21 protein-coding genes are annotated in these 21,104 nt (G+C 59.7%); 6 read left to right on the forward strand and 15 right to left on the reverse strand.

Going from position 1 to position 21,104, the window contains the following annotated elements:
* Nucleotide 1: 1 nt before the first annotated feature.
* The 9 genes from C8029_RS14830 to C8029_RS14870 form a co-directional block, all read right to left on the reverse strand.
* Entirely contained in the window at nucleotides 2-397 is a 396-nt protein-coding gene (locus C8029_RS14830; protein WP_193217661.1) for a hypothetical protein, read from the reverse strand.
* Between the two features lie 178 nt (nucleotides 398-575).
* Nucleotides 576-968 carry an ATP-binding cassette domain-containing protein gene (locus C8029_RS14835; protein WP_152003179.1) on the reverse strand — a complete coding sequence of 131 codons (393 nt, stop codon included), beginning with the start codon at nucleotides 966-968 and terminating at the stop codon, nucleotides 576-578.
* Between the two features lie 167 nt (nucleotides 969-1,135).
* Nucleotides 1,136-1,822, reverse strand: coding sequence for a ribulose-phosphate 3-epimerase (gene rpe / locus C8029_RS14840; protein ID WP_152003180.1), 687 nt, complete (start codon nucleotides 1,820-1,822; stop codon nucleotides 1,136-1,138).
* Nucleotides 1,819-2,193, reverse strand: a complete 375-nt coding sequence (locus C8029_RS14845) for a triose-phosphate isomerase (RefSeq protein WP_152003181.1) — start codon at nucleotides 2,191-2,193, stop codon at nucleotides 1,819-1,821. Before C8029_RS14845 ends, rpe begins: the two co-directional genes overlap by 4 nt.
* 63 nt (nucleotides 2,194-2,256) lie before the next feature.
* Nucleotides 2,257-3,306, reverse strand: a complete 1,050-nt coding sequence (gene fba / locus C8029_RS14850) for a class II fructose-bisphosphate aldolase (RefSeq protein WP_152003182.1) — start codon at nucleotides 3,304-3,306, stop codon at nucleotides 2,257-2,259.
* A gap of 100 nt (nucleotides 3,307-3,406) precedes the next feature.
* On the reverse strand, nucleotides 3,407-4,408 hold the full coding sequence (gap, locus tag C8029_RS14855) for a type I glyceraldehyde-3-phosphate dehydrogenase (protein WP_009572656.1): 1,002 nt from the start codon (nucleotides 4,406-4,408) through the stop codon (nucleotides 3,407-3,409).
* Nucleotides 4,409-4,436: 28 nt separating this feature from the next.
* Entirely contained in the window at nucleotides 4,437-6,413 is a 1,977-nt protein-coding gene (gene tkt, locus C8029_RS14860) for a transketolase (protein ID WP_152003183.1), read from the reverse strand.
* A gap of 11 nt (nucleotides 6,414-6,424) precedes the next feature.
* Nucleotides 6,425-7,303 (reverse strand): phosphoribulokinase, encoded by an 879-nt coding sequence (locus tag C8029_RS14865; protein ID WP_009572654.1) that lies wholly within the window; start codon nucleotides 7,301-7,303, stop codon nucleotides 6,425-6,427.
* Between the two features lie 22 nt (nucleotides 7,304-7,325).
* Nucleotides 7,326-8,327, reverse strand: coding sequence for a class 1 fructose-bisphosphatase (locus C8029_RS14870; protein ID WP_009572653.1), 1,002 nt, complete (start codon nucleotides 8,325-8,327; stop codon nucleotides 7,326-7,328).
* Nucleotides 8,328-8,419: 92 nt separating this feature from the next.
* Here C8029_RS14870 and C8029_RS14875 point away from each other — a divergent pair, with 92 nt between their 5' ends.
* Nucleotides 8,420-9,355 carry a LysR family transcriptional regulator gene (locus C8029_RS14875; RefSeq protein WP_152003184.1) on the forward strand — a complete coding sequence of 312 codons (936 nt, stop codon included), beginning with the start codon at nucleotides 8,420-8,422 and terminating at the stop codon, nucleotides 9,353-9,355.
* On the opposite strand, the gene C8029_RS14880 is transcribed toward C8029_RS14875, so the two are convergent.
* From C8029_RS14880 to C8029_RS14895, 4 genes are all read right to left on the reverse strand, one after another.
* A complete protein-coding gene (locus tag C8029_RS14880) occupies nucleotides 9,345-11,651 on the reverse strand; it encodes a nitric oxide reductase activation protein NorD (protein ID WP_152003185.1) in 2,307 nt (768 codons plus the stop codon). The genes C8029_RS14875 and C8029_RS14880 overlap by 11 nt on opposite strands.
* Complete coding sequence (locus C8029_RS14885; RefSeq protein WP_152003186.1) at nucleotides 11,626-12,429, reverse strand: CbbQ/NirQ/NorQ/GpvN family protein; 804 nt, start codon at nucleotides 12,427-12,429, stop codon at nucleotides 11,626-11,628. Before C8029_RS14885 ends, C8029_RS14880 begins: the two co-directional genes overlap by 26 nt.
* Before the next feature lie 65 nt (nucleotides 12,430-12,494).
* The gene (locus C8029_RS14890) at nucleotides 12,495-12,851 is read right to left on the reverse strand and encodes a ribulose bisphosphate carboxylase small subunit (protein WP_152003187.1); all 357 of its coding nucleotides are present in this window, start codon (nucleotides 12,849-12,851) and stop codon (nucleotides 12,495-12,497) included.
* A gap of 32 nt (nucleotides 12,852-12,883) precedes the next feature.
* Nucleotides 12,884-14,317 carry a form I ribulose bisphosphate carboxylase large subunit gene (locus C8029_RS14895; RefSeq protein ID WP_074646206.1) on the reverse strand — a complete coding sequence of 478 codons (1,434 nt, stop codon included), beginning with the start codon at nucleotides 14,315-14,317 and terminating at the stop codon, nucleotides 12,884-12,886.
* Nucleotides 14,318-14,445: 128 nt separating this feature from the next.
* Here C8029_RS14895 and C8029_RS14900 point away from each other — a divergent pair, with 128 nt between their 5' ends.
* On the forward strand, nucleotides 14,446-15,312 hold the full coding sequence (locus C8029_RS14900) for a LysR family transcriptional regulator (RefSeq protein WP_152003188.1): 867 nt from the start codon (nucleotides 14,446-14,448) through the stop codon (nucleotides 15,310-15,312).
* A 115-nt stretch (nucleotides 15,313-15,427) separates the two neighbouring features.
* Here C8029_RS14900 and C8029_RS23005 read toward each other — a convergent pair whose 3' ends face one another.
* Nucleotides 15,428-16,222 (reverse strand): cupin domain-containing protein, encoded by a 795-nt coding sequence (locus C8029_RS23005; protein WP_152003189.1) that lies wholly within the window; start codon nucleotides 16,220-16,222, stop codon nucleotides 15,428-15,430.
* 189 nt (nucleotides 16,223-16,411) lie between these two features.
* Between C8029_RS23005 and C8029_RS22440 the strand changes: the two genes are divergently transcribed.
* Nucleotides 16,412-16,717 carry a hypothetical protein gene (locus C8029_RS22440; RefSeq protein ID WP_226946350.1) on the forward strand — a complete coding sequence of 102 codons (306 nt, stop codon included), beginning with the start codon at nucleotides 16,412-16,414 and terminating at the stop codon, nucleotides 16,715-16,717.
* 539 nt (nucleotides 16,718-17,256) lie between these two features.
* Here C8029_RS22440 and C8029_RS14920 read toward each other — a convergent pair.
* Nucleotides 17,257-19,710, reverse strand: a complete 2,454-nt coding sequence (locus C8029_RS14920) for a heavy metal translocating P-type ATPase (RefSeq protein WP_152003190.1) — start codon at nucleotides 19,708-19,710, stop codon at nucleotides 17,257-17,259.
* Nucleotides 19,711-19,956: 246 nt separating this feature from the next.
* Here C8029_RS14920 and C8029_RS14925 point away from each other — a divergent pair, with 246 nt between their 5' ends.
* The 3 genes from C8029_RS14925 to C8029_RS14935 all read left to right on the forward strand — a co-directional run.
* Entirely contained in the window at nucleotides 19,957-20,364 is a 408-nt protein-coding gene (locus C8029_RS14925; protein ID WP_009572643.1) for a MerR family DNA-binding protein, read from the forward strand.
* 52 nt (nucleotides 20,365-20,416) lie between these two features.
* Nucleotides 20,417-20,767 carry a hypothetical protein gene (locus C8029_RS14930; RefSeq protein WP_152003191.1) on the forward strand — a complete coding sequence of 117 codons (351 nt, stop codon included), beginning with the start codon at nucleotides 20,417-20,419 and terminating at the stop codon, nucleotides 20,765-20,767.
* 51 nt (nucleotides 20,768-20,818) lie between these two features.
* On the forward strand, nucleotides 20,819-21,104 hold a 286-nt coding region (locus tag C8029_RS14935; RefSeq protein WP_152003192.1), incomplete at its 3' end, for a c-type cytochrome.

The raw sequence follows: 21,104 nt of genomic DNA on the forward strand, positions 1-21,104 counted from the left end.
ATCAGGAAATGACCTTGCTAGGGGGCGCACGCGGCATTTTTATCGCTTGGCGCGAGATCAAGCGGATTGTTTCGGCGGCAAGACCCGCAACCAACTGTGTTTGAACAGATTTGCGGGGGAATGCAGCGGCGCTCGGCAAATCGAAACCGGAGATCAGAGTGCCGTGGGTACAATGGCCGCAGGTGCTCTCCACAGGATCAACTGGGGTGCCATTTTGATCAAGCGTCACCTCGGCCTGACCGTTTTGGCCGCAGATCACCAATGTGGTCTGCCCGACGCGCGCAATTTCATGCGCCACCTGAAAATATCCAGCCGCCGACGTTGCGAGCGCAAGGCACACAGTCATTAGACCACCAAACATAAGGCCGCCAAAGGAAAGAATCAAGGAACGTCTCATGGCGCTAACATTAGGTGCGCCGTGTGACGCCTTATTTGCGCTGGAACAATGTTCGAAGGAAAAGATCCTTGAGCCGAATGCATGGTGTCATCGGGACCTCGGCGCAGGCGACGGCCGATATCCTCCATTGGACCGATACCAGCCCTTGGAGGGTACACCGCAAATTGACCTTCTGAATTCACCCCGTACAACGGCGAGGACGTCTACCGCAAAGGCTTGGCGTAGCCCGTCCATGAAGACGACCCAAGATCTCAAATTCCGATGACGTCCGAAATAACGAGAGCGTTCTCGCGCCCGACAACAGGGCGGGCATGGCGCGGGCGCGGGGGCCGATCTCAAGATACTCCAGCAATTCCTGCACACGGCTTTTACCCGCCAGTTGCAACACCAAAGCCACGGTATCGGTGGCATTCAGGAAGGGCAGCAGGTTGTGGGCCTGAAAGATAAAACCGATCTTGTCGAGCCGCAGACGGCGCAGATCACCACGCAGCCAGCGATTGCCATAAACCTGTTCGCCATCAAGGCTGACCTGCCCAATGGACGGATCAATGATGCAACCGATGATGGTCATGGCTCGTGCCAGGGTTTCCGCAACGGACAGTCAAGCCGCGTAAGCGGCAGTATCAATGGGCCGTTACAACGTTTCCCGTTTAGGTCGCGGCTTTGCGGTGTCGGAGCAATGCGCCAGAAGAGTCTCGAGCAACGCAGAGGCGCTATCAGCCAGCGTGTTCGGATCGATCACTGGATCGCCTCCACCGCATCACGGATCGCACGCATGTTTTCGCCATAGACCTCAGGTTGGGAAACAGACCCGCCACGGAACACGGCCGACCCGGCGACCAGCACATCAGCCCCCGCCTGCACCATCCCCGGTGCGGTCGTCGGGTCCATCCCGCCGTCGATCTCGATATGGATTTCACGGTCGCCGATCATCTCGCGCAGGCGTCGCACCTTGTCGGTCATGTCGATGTATTTCTGACCGCCGAAACCGGGGTTCACCGTCATGACACAGATCAGGTCTGTCAGGTCCAGCAGATGCGCCACCGCCTCGGCCGGCGTGCCGGGGTTGAGTGCCGCACCCGCTTTCATGCCCGCGCCGCGGATCGCCTGAAGCGTGCGGTGGATGTGCGGGCCCGCCTCGACATGGGCGGTCAGGACATCGGCTCCGGCATCCGCGTAGGCGTCGATGTAAGGATCGACCGGCGCAATCATCAAGTGGACGTCCATGACGGTTTTCACATGCGGGCGAAATGCTTTTACCGCCATCGGGCCAAACGTCAGATTGGGCACGAAATGCCCGTCCATGACATCGACATGAACCCAATCGGCACCCTGCGCCTCAATGGCTTGAATTTCCGCCCCGAAATTCGCGAAATCGGCGGACAGGATGGATGGTGCGATCTTGATGGATCGGTGGAATGTCATGACGTGGCCTCCAGTGTTTGGATGATGGGAACGAATTTTTCCGCTGTCAGGGATGCACCGCCGACCAGACCGCCATCGACATCTGCAAGAGCGAAAATCCCGGCAGCTTTGGACGCGTTCGCCGACCCGCCACAGAGGATCGAAAGCGAAGGATCGGATAATCTGGAACGGATGAAGGCGTGGGTCTGTGCAATCTCGCCGATGCCGGGGGTCAGCCCTGTGCCGATCGCCCAGGCGCGTTCGTAGGCGATGATTGTGTTGCCTGCATTGTCACCTTCGGGTAGGGCCCCCGCGATCTGGTCGACAATTGAGAGGTCGGTCGTCAGACCCTTTATCTTCCAGTTGCCAATTGCGTTGCTACGTCGGGTCATTTGTATCCTCGGGTCAGGGAATGTGGGCTGGTGCAGACGCCCCGACCCATCGTTGGTCTGGAGTCAAAGGCTGCCATCGGCGTAGCGACGCGCCATATCGTCCATCGGGATGACCTTGATGCTGGCGGCATTTCCCGCCGTGCCAAAGCGTTCAAACCGGTCGCGGCAGAGCTTTTCCATTTCCGCCATCGCGGGGATCGTGAATTTGCGCGGGTCGAACTCGGTCGGCTTGTCCTTCGCGACCTTGCGGAACTGGCCGGTGATCGCCATGCGGATGTCGGTGTCAATGTTGACCTTGCGCACACCTGACTTGATGCCGCGCTCGATTTCTTCGACCGGCACGCCATAGGTCTGGGGCATCTCGCCGCCGCTTTCGTTGATCAGGTCTTGCAGGTATTGCGGGACCGAGCTTGATCCATGCATGACCAGATGCACGTCGGGGATCTTGGCGTGAATATCCTCGATACGCTGGATTGCCAGCGTCTCGCCAGTTGGCTTGGAACTGAATTTGTAAGCACCGTGGCTGGTGCCGCAGGCAATGGCCAGTGCGTCCACTCTGGTCAGCTTGACAAAGTCGAGCGATTCATCCGGGTCCGTGAGCAATTGCTCCTTGCTCAGCTTGCCCTCCGCGCCGGAACCGTCTTCTTTTGCCGCTTCGCCGGTTTCCAGGCTGCCCAGAACACCCAGTTCGCCTTCGACCGAGGCCCCGACCCAATGCGCCATCCGGGCCACGCGTTCGGTGATGGCAATGTTGTAATCCCAGTCAGCGGGGGTCTTCATGTCTTCCATGAGTGAGCCATCCATCATCACCGAGGTGAACCCGTGGCGGATTGCGGACAGGCAGGTCGCTTCGTTGTTGCCGTGATCCTGGTGCATGCAGATCGGAATATCGGGATACATCTCGGACAATGCCTGGATCATGTGGCGCAGCATGATATCGCCCGCATAGGACCGCGCGCCGCGGCTGGCCTGCATGATGACAGGCGCGTCGCAGGCGGCGGCGGCCTTCATGATCGCCAGACCCTGTTCCATGTTGTTGATGTTGAAGGCGGGAACGCCGTAGCCCTTTTCAGCGGCGTGATCGAGCAGTTGACGAAGTGTAATCAAAGCCATTTTGAATCCTTTCAGGCCGCTTTCGCGGCGTCTTGCAATGCGGCGATACCGGGCAGCGTCTTGCCGCACCCCCCCACATCCATGATTGAAGGTATCGTCATCAGATGAGCGCCCCCATCGCCACTGCCGTATCGGACATTCGGTTGGAGAACCCCCATTCGTTGTCGTACCAGGACAGGATGCGGACCATGCGACCCTCCATCACCTTGGTCTGGTCCATGTGAAAGACCGACGAATGGGGGTCGTGATTGAAATCGGCGGACACGTTGGGATGGTCGGTAAAACCCAGCACGCCCTTCATCGGACCATTGGCAGCGGCGCGGATGGCGGTGTTGACCTCTTCGACCGTGGTATCACGAGCGGCTTCGAAGACCAGATCGACGACCGAGACGTTTGGTGTCGGGACGCGGATCGCCACGCCATCCAGCTTGCCCGCCAGTTCCGGCAGCACAAGCCCCACCGCCTTGGCCGCCCCGGTCGAGGTCGGGATCATCGACAACGCCGCGGCGCGGGCGCGGTAGAGATCGCCGCGCATGTAATCCAGTGTCGGCTGGTCGCCGGTATAGCTGTGGATCGTGGTCATGAAACCCTTGGAGATCCCGATGGCGTCATTCAGGGCTTTGGCGACCGGCGACAGGCAGTTGGTGGTGCAGGACGCGTTGGAAACAACCATGTCAGCAGCCGTCAGCGTTTTGTGATTGACCCCGTAGACGATGGTTTTGTCGGCACCGGACGCAGGGGCAGACACCAGCACGCGTTTGGATCCGTTTTCAAGATGCAAGGCAGCTTTGTCGCGGTCGGTGAAAAGGCCGGTGCATTCCATCGCGATGTCGACGCCACTCCAAGGCAGGTCTTTCGGATCGCGGATTGACGTGACCTTGATCCGGCCACGGCCCACGTCGATCCAGTCTTCGCCCGTCGTGACCTCTCCGGGGAAACGCCCGTGCACGCTGTCGAACCGCAACAGATGGGCGTTCGTCTCTACCGGACCAAGGTCATTGATGGCGACAACTTCGATATCGGTGCGACCGGATTCAACGATCGCGCGAAGCACATTCCGTCCGATACGGCCAAAGCCGTTGATGGCAACTTTCACTGTCATGACTGTCTCTCTTTCTTGGTTTTTAGGGTCAGAGGCGCGCCTTGGCGGCATCGACAACCGCTCCGACGGTGATGCCGAAGTGCTTGTAGAGGTCCTCCGCCGGGGCTGAGGCACCAAAGCCTGTCATGCCAACAAAGCCGTCCTCGGCGCGCAATACGGCCTCCCAGCTCATGCGGATGGCGGCCTCGATACCGACGCGCGGGACATTGCCCAGTACGTCGGCGCGATAAGCGTCGGGTTGCTGGCCGAACAGTTCGAAGGACGGCGCCGACACCACGGCAGCCTTGATGCCACCCTCAGCCAGGGCATCAGCGGCATTCATTGCGATTTCCACTTCGGAGCCGGTCGCGATCAACGTCACGTCGCGCCCGCCATACGGTTCGCGCAAGATATAGGCGCCTCTGGCCAGCAGGTTCTCGCTCAGCGCGGTTTTGCGCATCGCGGGCAGGCCCTGCCGTGACAATGCCATCAGCACCGGTGTCTTTGTCGATGCCATCGCGACTTCCCAGGCTTCCGCCGTTTCCATCGCATCGCAGGGGCGAAGAACCGTCAGGTTCGGAATGGCGCGCAGGCTGGCCAGCGTCTCGACAGGCTGGTGGGTTGGGCCGTCTTCGCCAAGTCCGATGCTGTCATGGGTCATGACAAATGTTGTGGGTACTCCCATCAAGGCGGCCAGCCGGATCGCCGGGCGGGCGTAATCGGCAAACACAAGGAAGGTTCCGCCATAGGGCTTGAACAGCCCCGAAAGGGACAGGCCATTCATCGCGGCCGACATGCCGAATTCGCGGATGCCGTAGTTGATGTAGCGGCCGGTGAAGTCTCTCGCGTTGACCGCTGTCATACCCTTGGTCTGGGTCAGGTTCGACCCTGTCAGATCCGCCGAGCCGCCGATGGTGAACGGCAGGGCGGCGTTGACGACCTCAAGCGCCATCTGGCTTGCCTTGCGGGTGGCGACTTTGGGCTGATCCTTCGCCAGCTTGGCCTTGTAATCCATCATTGCCTTGGTGAGAGGGCCGATGTCGGCATCGAGATGTAGCTGCAATGCGTCATGGTCCGCCGACGCCGCAAACGATGCTTCCCATGTCTTGCGTGCTTCGGCGCCGCGGGCCGCGATCTTGTGCCACGCGGAATACACATCCGCGGGAACGTCAAAGGCCGGATGATCCCACGCCAACTCCCTGCGCGCGGCGGCGATCTCGTCGTTGCCCAGTGGCGCACCGTGCACGTCGTGACGTCCCTGCTTGTTCGGAGCCCCGAATCCGATGACTGTCCGGCAGGCAATCATTGATGGGCGCGCGTCTTTGCGCGCATCTCCAATGGCCTTTGCGATACTGTCCGGGTCATGGCCGTCGACCGACAGGACATGCCAGCCGGCGGCGGCAAAGCGGGCTTGTTGATCGGTTGAGGTCGACAGACCGGTGTCCCCGTCGATGGTGATCTTGTTGTCGTCCCAAAGGACGATCAGATGCCCCAATTGCAGATGCCCGGCCAAGTCGATGGCTTCGTGGCTTATGCCTTCCATCAGGCAGCCATCCCCAGCAATGACATAAGTGTAATGGTCGATCAGATCGCCAAAGCGCGCGTTGCCCAGCCGTTCCGAAAGCGCCATACCCACTGACGTGGCCAGACCCTGGCCAAGGGGGCCGGTTGTCACTTCGATCCCTTTGGCATGACCGTACTCCGGATGCCCCGCCGTGCGATACCCCAACTGACGGAAGTTGCGGATCTGTTCCATGCCCATGTCGTCATAGCCCAGCAGATGGTTGACGGCATAAAGCAACATTGACCCGTGCCCGGCAGACAACACGAACCGGTCGCGATTGGCCCAATCCGGTGCTGCCGGGTCGAGGGTCATGAACCGGTTGAACAGAACGGCGGCAACATCCGCCATTCCCATCGGCATGCCGGGGTGGCCGGAGTTGGCGGCCTGCACCGCATCCATGGCCAGTGCGCGGATGGCGTTGGCCATCCGGCGTTCATCAACTGTCTTGGTATAAGCATTCATGGAGTTCTTCCTTAGCGGCGCTGTTTGCGTGCGGTGGTAACCAGACGCTCGATCAGCGGCGTCAGAATGAGCTGCATCGCCAGATCGAGTTTGTTCCCCGGGACCACGATGGAATTGGCCCGGCTCATCCACGAGCCGTTGATCATTGAGGTCAAATAGGGGAAATCTATGCCGCGCGGGTTCCGGAAGCGGATCACGATCAGGCTTTCGTCCGGCGTGGGAATCCAGCGCGCAATGAACGGGTTGGAGGTATCGACCATCGGGACACGCTGGAAATTGACATCCGTTTCGGTGAATTGCGGGCAGATGCAGTGCACATAGGCGTGCATCCGGCGCAAGATGGTGTCGGTCACGGCCTCGGTGGAATAGCCGCGCGATTCGCGGTCTCGGTGTATCTTTTGAATCCATTCGAGATTGATGACGGGCACGACGCCGATCTTGAGGTCGGCCAGAGCGGCAAGATTGACCTCGTCATTGACGACCGAACCGTGCAGACCTTCGTAAAACAGTAGGTCAGACTCATCAGGAAACGGTGCCCATGCGGTGAATTCACCCGGCGGCACTCCGGTTTTTTCGGCCTCTTCGGCATCATGAACATAGGTCCGTGTGCGGCCCTTGCCGGTCTTGCCGTACTCGCGAAACACCCTTTCCAACTCACCAAGTTCGTTCGCAACATAGGAAAAATGGGAAAAGGTATCATCACCTTCGGCTTTGCGCCGCTCCAGCTCGGCGCGCATGTCGGCGCGATTATAGCGGTGAAACGCGTCGCCCTCGATGGACACGGCTGAGATTTTCTCACGGCGAAAGATTTGATCGAATGTCTTCTTCACAGTCGACGTGCCAGCCCCGGAAGAACCGGTCACACTGATGATGGGGTACTTGCTGCTCATGATGACTCCTGAGAATTGTCTGTCAGACGCGGAAAAAGCCGCGTTTTCCGAAGAGCGCTGAGGTCTCTTCATGAGGAAGGTCGTGGTAGGTCGCGACGCGTGCCACCTTGTTCTTTGAACCGAAGACAAAAGGCGTCCGAGCATGCAAAGCATCCGGAACGCGGTCGAGAATGGCTTCTTGCCCATCGGTTGCGCTGCCGCCTGCCTGTTCGATCAGGAAAGCGATGGGGGCGCATTCATAGACATAGCGAAGGCGGCCATGCTCGTATCCGGGGCGCGCGTCGCCGGGATACAGGAAGATCCCGCCACGGGTGAGAATGCGATGTGTTTCCGCCACGAGCGAGGCGATCCACCGCATGTTGAAGTCGATCCTCGTCGGACCTTCGGACCCGGCAACGCGGTCATCTACATAGGCGCGGATCGGATCATCCCAGTGGCGGTAATTCGATGAGTTGATGGCATATTCGACCGAGTTCGGGGGGATGGATGCGATCACGCCCAACGACACGAAACGCCCGGTTTGCGGATCGAGGACGAACTTTAGAACCCCGTCGCCGACCGTCAGCAACAGCGCGCATTGCGGTCCGAATATTGCATAGCCAGAGGCCAGAAGGTCCCGTCCGGCGCGCAGAAATGACGCTTTCGGATCGTCCTTGGCGGGGAAGATGCCAAAGATCGTGCCGATGGAAACATTCGTGTCGATGTTGGAAGACCCGTCCAGCGGGTCGATCGCCAGAGCAAAGGCACCCCCTTCGTTCAGGGTGACGACGCTATCCTGTTCTTCCGAGGCATAGTGTCGAACCTGAGTGTTCACCAACGCCCCCATGAAAGCCTCGTCGGCGATGACGTCCAGGGCTTTTTGCGCATCGCCGTCGGTGTTCAGGCCAGCGGCGCCGCCAAGATTCTCATCAATTCCGTTGCGCGCAATACGATGCGACAAGGCCACGAACACCGAAGCCAGGCGATCCAGTATGTCGCAAAGTTTGGGGTCGAGCCCGTCTGGCAACTGATCCAGCGTTTTCATTTTGGTATTCCTCCCAGAATGGAAATAACTTGCATGAATTCGAATTTTTATGGAATTTAAGAAATAGTAATATAGATTAGGAAAAATCGAAAATGCGCACCGATGCCATGACGTTGAAGCAATTGCGATCGTTGATATCTGTCGCGCGCACCGGTTCACTGACACAAACCGCACGATTTCTGAATCAGACACCCCCCACAATTCACAGTCAGATCAAAAACTTGGAGGTTGCTGCCGGTCAGGAGTTGGTGAGCCGGGCCACCGATGGAAGCGGGTTTTACCTGACCCGGGCCGGAGAGGTTTTACTGATTGCGGCGCACCGGATAGAGGCGAATTTGTCGCATGCTGAGCGGCAGTTGCAGGCTCTGTCCCAAGGCATGGCCGGGAACGTTGTCCTCGGAACGGTGTCCACTGCCAAATACTTTGCGCCCCGGCTGGTGCGGCTGCTTCAAGATGCCGTCCCTGATATTGATGTCGAGCTGAGAGTCGCCAATCGCAGCGAAGTTATCGCCGCCATCGAAAGAGGCGAATACGATCTGGCGATCATGGGCCGTCCGCCGCGCAGCGCCATGAGCCGGGCGGTCCCATTGGGACCGCATCCGCACGGTATTGTCCTGCCCCCCGATCACCCATTGGCTGAGCAGGACGGCTTCGATCCCAACACCTTGCTGGCCGAGACCTTTCTAAGTCGCGAGGAAGGCTCTGGCACGCGCATCCTGATGGAGCGGTTCATAGATCGGCTGGCGGAAAGTCACAGGCCAAAACGCGTGGTCATGTCGTCGAACGAAACGATCAAACAGGCCGTGATTGCAGGTTTGGGAGTCGGATTTCTGTCCCTGCACACGATCCATGACGAGCTTGCCCAAGGGCGACTGAAGCTGTTGCGCGGACAGGGCCTGCCGGTCATGCGTCACTGGTATCTGATGTACGGCAACGAGGAAGGGAGCGAACCCTCCAAGGCCGCGCGGCGCTGTGCAAAGGAGATTGAATCCCTGAATGGAACCTTCCTGCCTCAGATCAGCGCGTGAGTGCCGCGTAAAGCTGGGGCAGCCGTTCTGGCAGTTGCTCCACCCTATCCAGGATCATGGCACTGTTCGGGCCAAATATGCGACGGACATAGGTATCGGCACCGGGATCAAGCGTCAGGCAAAACGGTGTGACGCCGACGTGCTGCGCCTCGTCCACCGCATGGCGGGCGTCAGCACGCAGATATTGTGGATCGCGCACATCGATGTCGGAGGGGGCCCCGTCGGTCAACACCAGCATCAGCTTGCGGGTTGCTTTCACGTTCCGCATCTGTGCGGTCGCATGGCGGATCGCGGTGCCCATTCGTGTCGAGAGCCGACCCTCGGCCCCCATCAGGCGCGCCGTTGCCATCGCGTCCCACGGCTGGTCGAAATCCTTGAAGCGTTCATAGTAGACCTGCGCGCGCCCGTCCGAGCAAAAGCCGTGAATGGCGAAGGCGTCGCCAACCCGGCTGATCGCCTCGGACAGCAGAACACAGGCCGATTTCGTCAGATCCATGACGGTGCTATTGTCATCCACCGGATCATTGGTGGATTCCGAGAGATCGAGCAACACCATGACCGCCGTATCGCGGGTTTTGCGCACCTGCCGCATCATCACGCGCGGGTCCGGCTGACGACCCATGCGAATATCTATGGCGGCTGTAATGGCGGCGGCGATGTCGATTTCGTCGCCATCCTCCAGCTTGCGGATACGCTGCACACCCTGTGGGCGCATGGCGTCCAAACGGTGCTTGAGCCGCTGCATTACGGGCCGATGTTCGTTCAGGACAGCCGCCGCCTCGGCAGGATCACCCAATTTGACACGGCGTTCCAGGACCGTCGCCCAAGCGGGGCGCAACATCTGGATGGAGTGGTCGAACTCGTCATAAAGGACAGGGGGCGCGACGGGTGCCTTGCTCTCTTTCTCGTTGACGCTCTGGCCATCGTCGTCGAACAATTTCGCCGATTGCACCCAGATCTCCTGCGCGTCCTCGCCGGCGGTTTCGACCTCGACTTCGTTGACCATCTCGCTCACCGAGACATATTTGCGCAGCTGTGGCGGTGGCATGTAGCCCGTGTCAAATTCCAGCTCCTCGAACGCCCATAGCAGCCGGTTGTCACAGCGATAGGGGCAGGATGGGTGATCCGCATAGGCCGAATAGGGGGTCGAACGCAGACGATCCGCAAGCTGGAGCCCCAAATCGCGGGCGGCGTCGATATCTGTCAGGTCGAGCGCCACGAACGCATTTTGAACCCACGCTGCCAGTTCGCTTTCGGCGGGGGCCTCAGTCAAAAGCAACGCGCGCGCAATGCGGTCGAATTCACCCGCGATACCATTGCCGGTTTCGGTGTGGAACCGCGCCCACAGATCCCGCAGCCGGGGCAGACGCGCAATGGCCAGGGCCTCGGCGCGGGCATCCTCAATCAATCCGATGCAGGTGGATTGAAGTGCGTTCGATCCTTCGCCCTGTATCGGTTTGCGCAGACAGGCCAGATGGGCCGCCAAATGCGCGGACTGTGCCCGGAACAGGTCCAGTGCCGGTTGGCCGTGCCAGTCATCCAGCGCGTCCGGCAGGTGCAGGCTGAAGCTTTCGTAATAGGGCCGCAGTCCGGTGCGATCCTCGAAATCGCCTGCGGTGGGCGTGATCATGAAATCCCGGCCCCAAAGCGCACGCAGATACATCATGAGCCGCCGCTGCACGTCGACCAGAAGAGTGCCCTTGCGTTCGCGCTGGATGATGGCGCGCGTTTCCTCGCTGTCCAGTGAGAAGTAGTGCACCAGTTCCTTATAGTCGGTGCGGTGGGCATCCACGCCCCAATCCGCCCAACGACGCAGCCCGCCCAGAGTGAGCACTTCAAGGAGCTCCGTCAGGTGATCCAACATGGGCCGGACAGCGCGCGGAGCGCGTGACAGGAGATGTTCGATAAAGCGCAGGTATTGCAGGAACAGCGTTGCATCGCCAAGGCGGCGGGCGGCAACGGGTGCGGTGTCGAGCAGTCGGGCAATGACGGTGCCCGAAGTGCGCGAGGCAAAGCCGAGGATCAATGGTAGCAGTTCGGTCAGAACATCCTCGCCAAGATCATGCGCGAGGGCAGGAGCCACCGCGATCCAGGCAAGGACCGGATCGTCCCCGCGGCCCAATCGTGCCAGTGCCGCAACGCCGCGCAGCCATGTCTCAAATGCTTTCGGCGACAGTTTGCGTCGCGCATCGGGCAGGGCGGCGAACAGTGCTTTTTTGACCGGGGCGGGAAGGCTGTCCCCGAGATCCGCGTGACCTTCGGGGAGGGTTTCAGAACCAGGTTGAGACGGCAGCATCAAGTGCATCCCGCATGTCAGGGTCATCGGTGATTGAATGGACCAGCGCCATGGAACAGGCCGCCTTGGGTGCGATTCCACCTTTGATGAGGCGGCCCGCGTGGATCAGCATCCGGGTCGACACCCCTTCGTCCAGACCGTGCCCTTTGAGGTTGCGCGACCTTGCGCCGATCTCGACCAGCTTTTGTGCCGTGTCAGCGTCCACTCCGGCTTCATGCGCCACGATCTCGGCCTCAACGTCCGGTCCGGGCCAGGTGAAATCCATTGCGCCGAAGCGTTGCTTGGTGGATTGTTTGAGGTCCTTCATTAGGGACTGATAGCCGGGATTGTAGCTGATCACGATCAGGAAATCGTCGTGTGCCTTCAACAATTCACCCTTCTTTTCCAAGGGCAGAACCCGGCGGTCGTCCGTGAGTGGATGTATAGCAACCGTCGTGTCCTGCCGTGCCTCAACCACCTCATCCAGATAGCAGATCGCGCCATGACGGGCGGCAAAGGTCAGCGGCCCGTCCTGCCAGCGCGTGCCATCGACATCCAGAAGATAGCGCCCGATTAGGTCCGAGGCGGTCATGTCCTCGTTGCACGCCACGGTGACCAAGGGGCGGCCCAGTTTCCAGGCCATGTGCTCGACAAACCGGGTTTTGCCGCAGCCTGTCGGGCCCTTCAGCATCACCGGGATGCGGGCGTCCCAAGCCGCCGTGAACAGGGTGATCTCGTCCCCCGTCTCACGCCAGTAAGGCGCTTCGCTCACGCGAAAGTCTTCAAGTACGTCCTTCATGGCTGACTCCTCGCGACACGTCGATTGCTGTGCATGGCCCGCGTGATCGCGGACCGTGCCTTGTCTCAAACCATTTTGCCGCGGTGAACGACCATGTTCGCGCCCTGGCTTTGGGTGAAATTGTCATAGCCCAAAAGGCGGACATGGTGTTTGGGATTGGCGGTGCGGCATTCTTCGATCTCGGCAAGGATTGCGTCGACATCGGTTTCACCAAACATCGGCAGCTTCCACATGTACCAGTAGTAGTCCATGGCGTTTTCCGGTTCGGTATGTTCGATCGCCGGGTTCCAGCCGTTATCGACGATCCATTGTACCTGTGCTCGGATCTGGTCCTTAGTCATTTCCGGCAGGTAGGAAAATGTCTCCATCTTGCGGCTTGCAGGATCGGAAAGACGTGATGGGTAGTCTTGAATGGTGCTCATTGTCTTGGTCCTTTTTCTCTGGGTTCGAGCGATCAGCGGTGCTGAACGTCAAGCTTGTCGACGGTATCGAACTCGAACTTGATCTCTTTCCAGGTCTCCATCGCGGCTTTCAGCTCGGGTGAATGTTTGGCGGCTGCGGTTAGGATTTCCTTGCCTTCCTTCTCAAGTTCACGGCCTTCGTTGCGGGCCTGAACACAGGCTTCAAGTGCCACGCGGTTGGCGGCCGCACCGGCGGCGTTGCCCCAGGGGTGGCCCAGCGTGCCGCCGCCGAACTGTAGAACCGAGTCGTTGCCAAAGATCGAAACCAGCGCCGGCATATGCCAGACGTGGATGCCACCCGAAGCTACAGGGAAGACCCCGGGCATGGCCCCCCAGTCCTGATCGAAAAACACACCCATCGACCGGTCTTCCGGGATGAATTTGTCGCGCATCAGGTTGATCCAGCCCAGGGTTGCGTTGCGGTCGCCTTCCAGCTTGCCCACAACGGTTCCCGAATGCAGATGATCGCCACCCAGCAGGCGCAGTAGCTTGGCCAGCACACGGAAGTTGATGCCGTGGTTCGGATTGCGATCCATCACGGCGTGCATGGCGCGGTGGACGTGCAACAACATGCCATTGTCACGGCACCATTTCGACAGCGAGTTGTGCGCTGCCCAGCCCATGGTCAGGTAATCCGACATGATGATCGGAGAGCCGAGCTCCTTGGCAAACTCGGCGCGCTTGAACATCTCTTCCACCGTGCCGGAGGTGACGTTCAGATAGTGCCCCTTGCGCTCGCCGGTCTCGGCCTGAGCCTTTTCAATCGCTTCTTGACAGAACAGGAAGCGGTCACGCCAGCGCATGAACGGCTGTGAGTTGACGTTTTCGTCGTCCTTGGAGAAATCCAGACCACCGCGCAGCACTTCATAGACCGCGCGGCCGTAGTTCTTGGCCGACAGGCCCAGCTTTGGTTTGATGGTGCAGCCCAGCAGCGGACGGCCGTATTTGTCCATCTTGTCACGCTCGACCTGAATGCCATGCGGTGGGCCGAAACAGGTTTTCACGAACCAGATCGGGAAACGCACGTCTTCGAGCCGCAAGCTGCGCACGGCCTTGAAGCCAAAGACGTTGCCAACGATCGACGTGAAGACGTTGACGACCGAACCTTCCTCGAACAGGTCGGCGGGATAGGCAATGAAAGCATAGAACGCGTCATCCTGTCCCGGCACGTCTTCGATGCGGTAGGCGCGCCCCTTGTAGTGGTCGAGGTCGGTCAAGAGGTCGGTCCAGACGGTCGTCCATGTTCCCGTCGAGCTTTCGGCGGCGACGGCGGCTGCGGCTTCTTCGCGCGGAACGCCGTCTTGTGGGATGACTTTGAAGACAGCAAGGATATCGGTTTCCTTGACCGAATATTCCGGTTCCCAGTAGGTGGACCTGTAGTCCTTCACCCCGGCGTCATATTTTTTCTTGGTTGCTTGCATGTTCATGTCTTTTGATCTCTTCCCGATGGCTATTGCTCAGAGGAAGGGAACCACACTCCATGAATATAAAAAAATGAATTGTTTTTATCCTCAGAATAAGCAATCGTCTATTTATGAGATACTCACTCAGACAAATGCAGATTTTTCGGGAGGTTGCGGCGCATCTGTCTTATACGCGCGCCGCTGAAGCCCTTAACCTGACCCAGCCCGCGACATTCGCGCAGGTCCGCCAGCTTGAAGACCATCTCGGCCAGAAGCTTATCGACCGCCTGGGAAAGTCTCTGTCCCTTACCCAAGCCGGTGAGATCGTCCTTAAATCCGCGCAGCGTTTGGTTGAGGAAACCGAGAATCTGGATATGGCTTTGGCCGAGTTGCAGGGCTTGGCCAAAGGTCGGCTGCGCCTTGCCGTCGTGTCGACCGCCAAATACGATATTCCTGCTCACATCGGCACCTACAACACCGAGTTTCCCGGAATAGAGATCGCCTTGACTGTCGGAAATCGGGAGGAACTGCTGTCCCGTTTCGCAAGTAACGCCGACGATCTCTATATTCTGGGCACTCCGCCGCAAGACATGGACGCGGTGGTTGAACGGTATTCCGAAAACCCCCTGGTCGTGGTCGCGCCACCGGATCATCCTCTGGCGGCGCGATCGGAGCTGACAATGCGCGACCTGGCCAACTACCCGTTCTTGATGCGCGAAAGCGGTTCGGGCACGCGGCTTGCCGCCGAGCGGAGCTTTGAGGCTGCGGGTGCCACGCCAAATGTTCGCATGGAACTGGGGGCGAATGAATCGGTCAAACAAGGTGTCATTGCGGGTCTGGGCCTTGCGGTCCTCAGCCGTGGGACCGTGGCATTGGAGCTTCGGCACGGCTACTTGGTGGAACTGGCCGTGGAACCCTTTCCGATCATACGCCATTGGCACGTGGTCTGGCGGAAGGGGAAAAAGCTCTCTCTGGCGGCGGATGCCTTTGTCGAGAGGCTGTTACGCAGTACCGCGTGATCCCTGTCACACAGGCCGTAGGGTAAGGACGCATGGGGATCTTCAGAACCCGATTTGAGCAACAAGACCCCCAGACCCCGCGCCAGTGATTTCGCTTGCAGGGACTTTTGCGAATTTATATCGGGAAACGACGATAACGATTTCTTCGAGGCTCCAGATGACATGCCGCGTAGCCCTTAAATGTGAACCTTGTCTTTAAAGCTGAGACTGGGCACACGCGCTGCGTTAACTGGCGGTGATGGAAGGCAGGTGCATTAGTGTTCTTGTCCCGCGCAAGCAGGGCCGACCTTGAGCGCACCTCCCTTGGTCCGTACACGGCAACGGCAGGCGTCGATCGCCGAAAACGCACGTTGCTTCGGCGATGAATTCGCCGGGCCTTCAGTGTGGCCTTCTCGCGCCATGTCGACGTCCCCCCACGGGCTTTTGACGGGCCCGAATTGCTGCGGCCAAAACAAGCAGCACTGGACAAGGCAGGGGTCCGGCACAGATCACAAGTGGAACGCAATGGGGGTGAACGTTCATCGGTAATCTCCGGGGTTGAAGGTTTCCCAAGCGCGTGCACTCTCACCCGGGAGGAGCCCCTCCTGCCGACCATAGCGGACCTCGCGCTCTGCGCTCTGCGCTCTGCGGTCGATGCGAGACGGGAGTCGATCCGCTGTACCGGGCCAGTCTCCAGTCCTAGCAGAACAAAGGCGGGAGTTGTCGGCAAGAGGACGAAATCACCTTCTTCGAGGATGACCAGGTCTTCACAGTCACCGGCCAACTGGCGTTGCCCCTCAAGCGCTGCACAAAAATCTAGTTTGCCGAACTCCTCATACCGAATGGCCCAACGACCCGCCCCGGTGATTCCCTTGGAGAACACCGCGCGGGGTCGCAGGAGTTGGATCATTTGAGACGACGGATCGGACACTCAGGACTCTTGCAAATTAAAACGAGATTTATGAGTGATGATCGTCCTGATCCTGCGGGCCAACTTCGCCTTGTCAACCCAAACAAAGGACCAGAACATAAAACCCGTTCTCATCACCGAAACGTCCTCCGGCGACGGACTTGAAACTGCCCGCTACTTCCACGCCCAGAGCTGGAACGTAATCGCCCCATGCGAACTCCGCGTAAAGAGGGGCTACCCACGTCAGATCGCCTTCGCATCCTCGCTCTCGACGTCACTGACGCGAACAGCATCGCCGCCGCGATTAAGGTCGTAGGACCGATCGACGTACTGGTAAACAATGCCGGGATCGGCGTCGTGGGTGCGTTCGGCGTTGGTGTCAAACTGGTGGAACCGGGCTATGGGCCGACAACGAGCTTCGGGGAAAATACTGACATTCCGGTGGCAGACCTGATCCCCGCGGCTTACGTCAATTTCGCCGAACCGATCTTTGTGGCTTCGCCAACCTGGGCCTGACCACCAGCGACAGCGACGTCGCAGAAGTGGTCCGGCAGGCGGCTAATGATACCTCGGACCGCCTGCACGATCCGGCAGGCCTCGATGCGGTGGCGCTGTCCAACGCGGCCTGAACTGAGCGCAGTCTCAAGTTTTACTATTTTTGTCAATCTCGGAGCCCGAATGACCGGGCTCCGAAAGGGGCTCAATCCCAACAACTTGTTCAGCAGCCGGTATTCGAAACCATGACCAATACAGACTTTCAATCACCGGACAAAAGCAGACGGTGATAGCCGTAGGTGACATGCCGCTTCTTTGGGGCTTGCGCGAAAAGCTCAACACGACCGGAACCAAATACGGGCTGCGGCGTTGGCGCGTGCGGGGCCTGCACTGTTCATGTCGGCGGTGTCGCGACCCGTGCCGCTGTCTCTGCTATACGCGGTATTTCCGCGTCAGCATCGGTCGTGGTGTCTTGACGGGCAGCAGAAACCTACGAGTGTTGCAGGAGTCCACAGAACATGCTGCCGATCATGCGCCCGTGATCGGCAGCAAAAGAAACCTCAGAGCTTTACGCGCCGCAATCTCAGGGCATTTCCAATCACCGACACCGAACTGAAGCTCATCGCGAGTGCGGCGATCACGGGTGAGAGGAGCACGCCGAACACTGGGTAGAGCACTCCGGCGGCGATGGGGACGCCTGCGATGTTATAGGCGAAGGCAAAGAACAGGTTCTGGCGGATGTTGCGCATGACTGCCTCGGCCAGACGCCGGGCGCGCAGGATGCCCGTCAGATCGCCTTTGACCAGCGTCAGCCCCGCGCTTTCCACGGCAACATCGGCGCCCGTGCCCATGGCGATTCCCACATCGGCGGAGGCCAGCGCGGGGGCGTCGTTGACGCCATCGCCCGCCATCGCCACCCGTGCGCCGGATTTGCGCAGCTCTTCGACCAATGCGGCCTTGCCCTCTGGTGAGACTTCGGCGTGGACCTCGTCAATGCCAAGTTGTTTTGCCACCGCCTCTGCCGTGCGTGTGCTGTCGCCGGTGGCCATGACAATGCGCAGGCCTTCGCGGTGCAAGGCTTGGATCGCGTCTGGCGTCGTTGCTTTGATCCGGTCCGCCACCGCGAGAATGCCGACAACCACGCCGTCTTTGGCAAGATACATGGCGGTTTTGCCCTCGGATTGCAGATTTTGAAGCGCCTCGGTCAAGGCACCCGGTTCCGCGCCAATCTCCAGCATCAGTGCGGTGTTGCCCAAAGCGATCCGTGCGCCTTCGATCATGGCAACCACGCCTTTGCCGGTGATGGCCTCAAACCCCGTCGCCTCGCGTTTTGGCGCGTCTTGTGTGCCGCTCAAAATGGCCTCCGCCAAAGGGTGTTCGGAGCCGCGTTCAAGGGCTGCGACATAGGATTTCAGATCGCCCTCGGAGATCCCATTGGCGATCACATCGGTGAGCGAGGGCTTTCCCTCGGTCAGCGTGCCGGTTTTGTCCACAATGAGCGTGTCGACCTTGGCAAACCGTTCGAGCGCCTCCGCATCGCGGATCAAAACGCCCGCCTGCGCACCGCGTCCGGTGCCGACCATGATTGACATCGGCGTTGCAAGGCCAAGCGCACAGGGACAGGCGATGATGAGCACGGAAACGGCGGCCACTGTGGCATAGCCCAAGGCCGGGCTTGGCCCGAGTGCGAGCCAAGCAAGGAATGCGATGAGGGCGACGGCAACCACGGCAGGCACGAAGTAGAGCGACACGCGATCCGCCAGTCCCTGAATGGGCGCGCGCGAACGCTGTGCTTGTGCCACCATCGCGACGATGCGCGACAGGGTGGTGTCCGCGCCGACGGCCTGCGCCGCCATCACGAAGGAGCCGGATGTGTTCAGCGTGCCGCCCGTCACCGCATCGCCTTGCGCTTTTTCGACCGGCACCGGTTCGCCGGTGATCATGCTTTCATCGACCGAAGAGTGGCCTTCGAGAATCTCGCCATCCACCGGCACGCTTTCGCCCGGGCGCACGCGCAGATGATCGCCGGTTTGCACCTCATCGAGAGGGACGTCCTTCTCGCCATCGTTGGTGACAACCCGCGCGGTCTTCGGCGCGAGGTCCATGAGCGCGCGGATCGCGTCCCCTGTTCTTTCTCGTGCAGTCAGTTCCATGAGCTGACCGACGAGAACCAACACAAGGATCACGGCGGCGGCCTCGAAATAGACCGGCGGCAGGCCATGAGCCCCCAACATTTCCGGCGGGAACACCGACGGCGCAAGCAATCCGACGAGGGAGAACAGATAGGCGGCCAGCGTGCCGAGTGCGATCAGGGTCCACATGTTTGGCGAGACATTCACCACGGATTTCCAACCGCGCAGGAAGAATGGCCGCGCGCACCAGAGCACAGGCGTGGCCAACGCGAACTGAAGCCAGAGGAACGGTTTATGCCCAATCCATTCCGCGAAGGGCAGTCCAACATGGGACCCCATTTCAAGCACAAACACGACCGCCGCCAGCGGTGCCATGATCCAGAACCGGCGCTTGAAATTCACAAGTTCCGGGTTCGGTCCGCTGTCCGCCGAGGGCGTCATTGGTTCCAGCGCCATGCCGCATTTCGGGCAATCTCCGGGATGGTCTTCGATGATTTCGGGATGCATGGGGCAGGTGTATTGTGTCCCCTCCGGCATGGTTCTTTTCACCGGTCGCGCACCGAGATAAGGTGCCGGGCTTTTTTCGAATGTCTCCTGACAGCCGGGGGAGCAGAAATAGAACCGCTCCCCATCGCGTTTGGACATATGCGCGGCGGTGGCACGTTCCACCGACATGCCACAGACCGGATCGGTCGCTTTGATATAGGCCTCAGGGTTGGCTTTGAATTTTTCGCGGCACCCCTCGGAACAGAAATGGTAGCCATGCCCCTCGTGGTCGAGCTGTGGCTTGTCGGCATTCGGGTCGACGGTCATGCCGCAGACCGGATCGCGGATCACGGCAGGTGTATGGTCGTGGTGGGGCTGGGTGTCGTGCGCTGTCATGGTTCACTCCTGATGCTCTCGGATTCTGACCTCGCTTCCTCAGGTAGGGCCTCCACCAACTGGAGGGTCAATGGGGTATTTCGGAATTTTCTCGGCGGCATGGGTTAAAAACTGGTGCGATGATGTGAGATTTCAAATTCCGGGGGGGTCAGCCGCCCGCATTGATGTCCGACAGGCGTCTCTCACGTCGATGTGACTTTACCCTCCAGTTGCTGTAAGCTTTATGAAAGCGGTAAGGAGATTGCGATGAACATTGGCCATGCCTCGACCCAGACCGGACTGCCGGTCAAAACGATCCGCTATTACGAAGAGATCGGCCTTGTCGCCCCCGACCGCGCCGCGAATGGCTATCGCGATTTTGATGCCGGGCAGATCGCGCATCTGCGATTTCTGGCACAGGCGCGGTTGATGGGGTTTTCTTTGGAAGAGTGCCGGGCTTTGCTCGCGCTTGAGGCGGACCCGTCGCGCCACAGCCGCGATGTGCGCGTCCTGGCGGAGCAAAATCTTGTTTCGGTTCGGGAAAAAATTACAAATCTTCGGGCGTTGGAAACGCGTCTCACCACGCTGATCGGGCAATGTCATGGTGATGAGGCACCGGACTGCGCGATCTTGGACGGTTTGAGCCAGGAGGCCAGAGGCACAGCACCGCGTTGACCAAATCTCTGTGATCTTTCATAGTGACCATCCAAAGCCATGGAGAAACGGCTTGCACCGTATTGTGACCATTCTGCTCATCGGTTTGTTGATCGTTTTCTCCGCGCCACGCGCGGGGATGTCACATGAGATGACTGCGATGGCGCAGGACACTGCCATGTCCATGCATCGCCTTGGCCCATGTCCCGATTGCCCGGACCGAATGTCTGATGCCGCCCCCTTTGACGTCCCCTGTCCGCATGGGGCGATCTGCGTCCTTTTCACGCTCAATGGCAGCCTTGACCATCTGGTCAGCCGTATTTTGCGCCCTCTCGGCTATCCTGCGCCCACAGTGGTGAATATCCTCGCGCGCATGCCGGGCCTTGACCTCCCGCCGCCCCGTATCGGGCTCAGCCTCGCCTGAACCCTTTCTTGTGGCGCGCTCAGTCGTCACGCTTTGATACGGAAAACGCCCATGAACAAATTTGTCCTGCCTCTGGTCGGTGCTGCGGCACTGGCTCTCGGGGCCTATCTCATCTTTAAACCTGAACCCGCAAGCGCGCCGCTCGCCGCCTCCTCACGCCCCGCACAGGGCGATCCGATTGTTGCGGTCGCTCTGCCTGAGGCGCTGTCAGCCCATGCGCAGATCGGCAAGCGCGCGTTCGACAGCGTCTGCGCCGCCTGTCATGGCGTAAATGCCGCCGGCAAAGAAGGCTTTGGCCCGCCTCTGGTTCATAAGATCTACGAGCCTTCGCATCATG

Origin of the sequence: Roseobacter sp. TSBP12, from assembly GCF_009129705.1 — a bacterium.
Classification (GTDB): domain Bacteria; phylum Pseudomonadota; class Alphaproteobacteria; order Rhodobacterales; family Rhodobacteraceae; genus Celeribacter; species Celeribacter baekdonensis_A.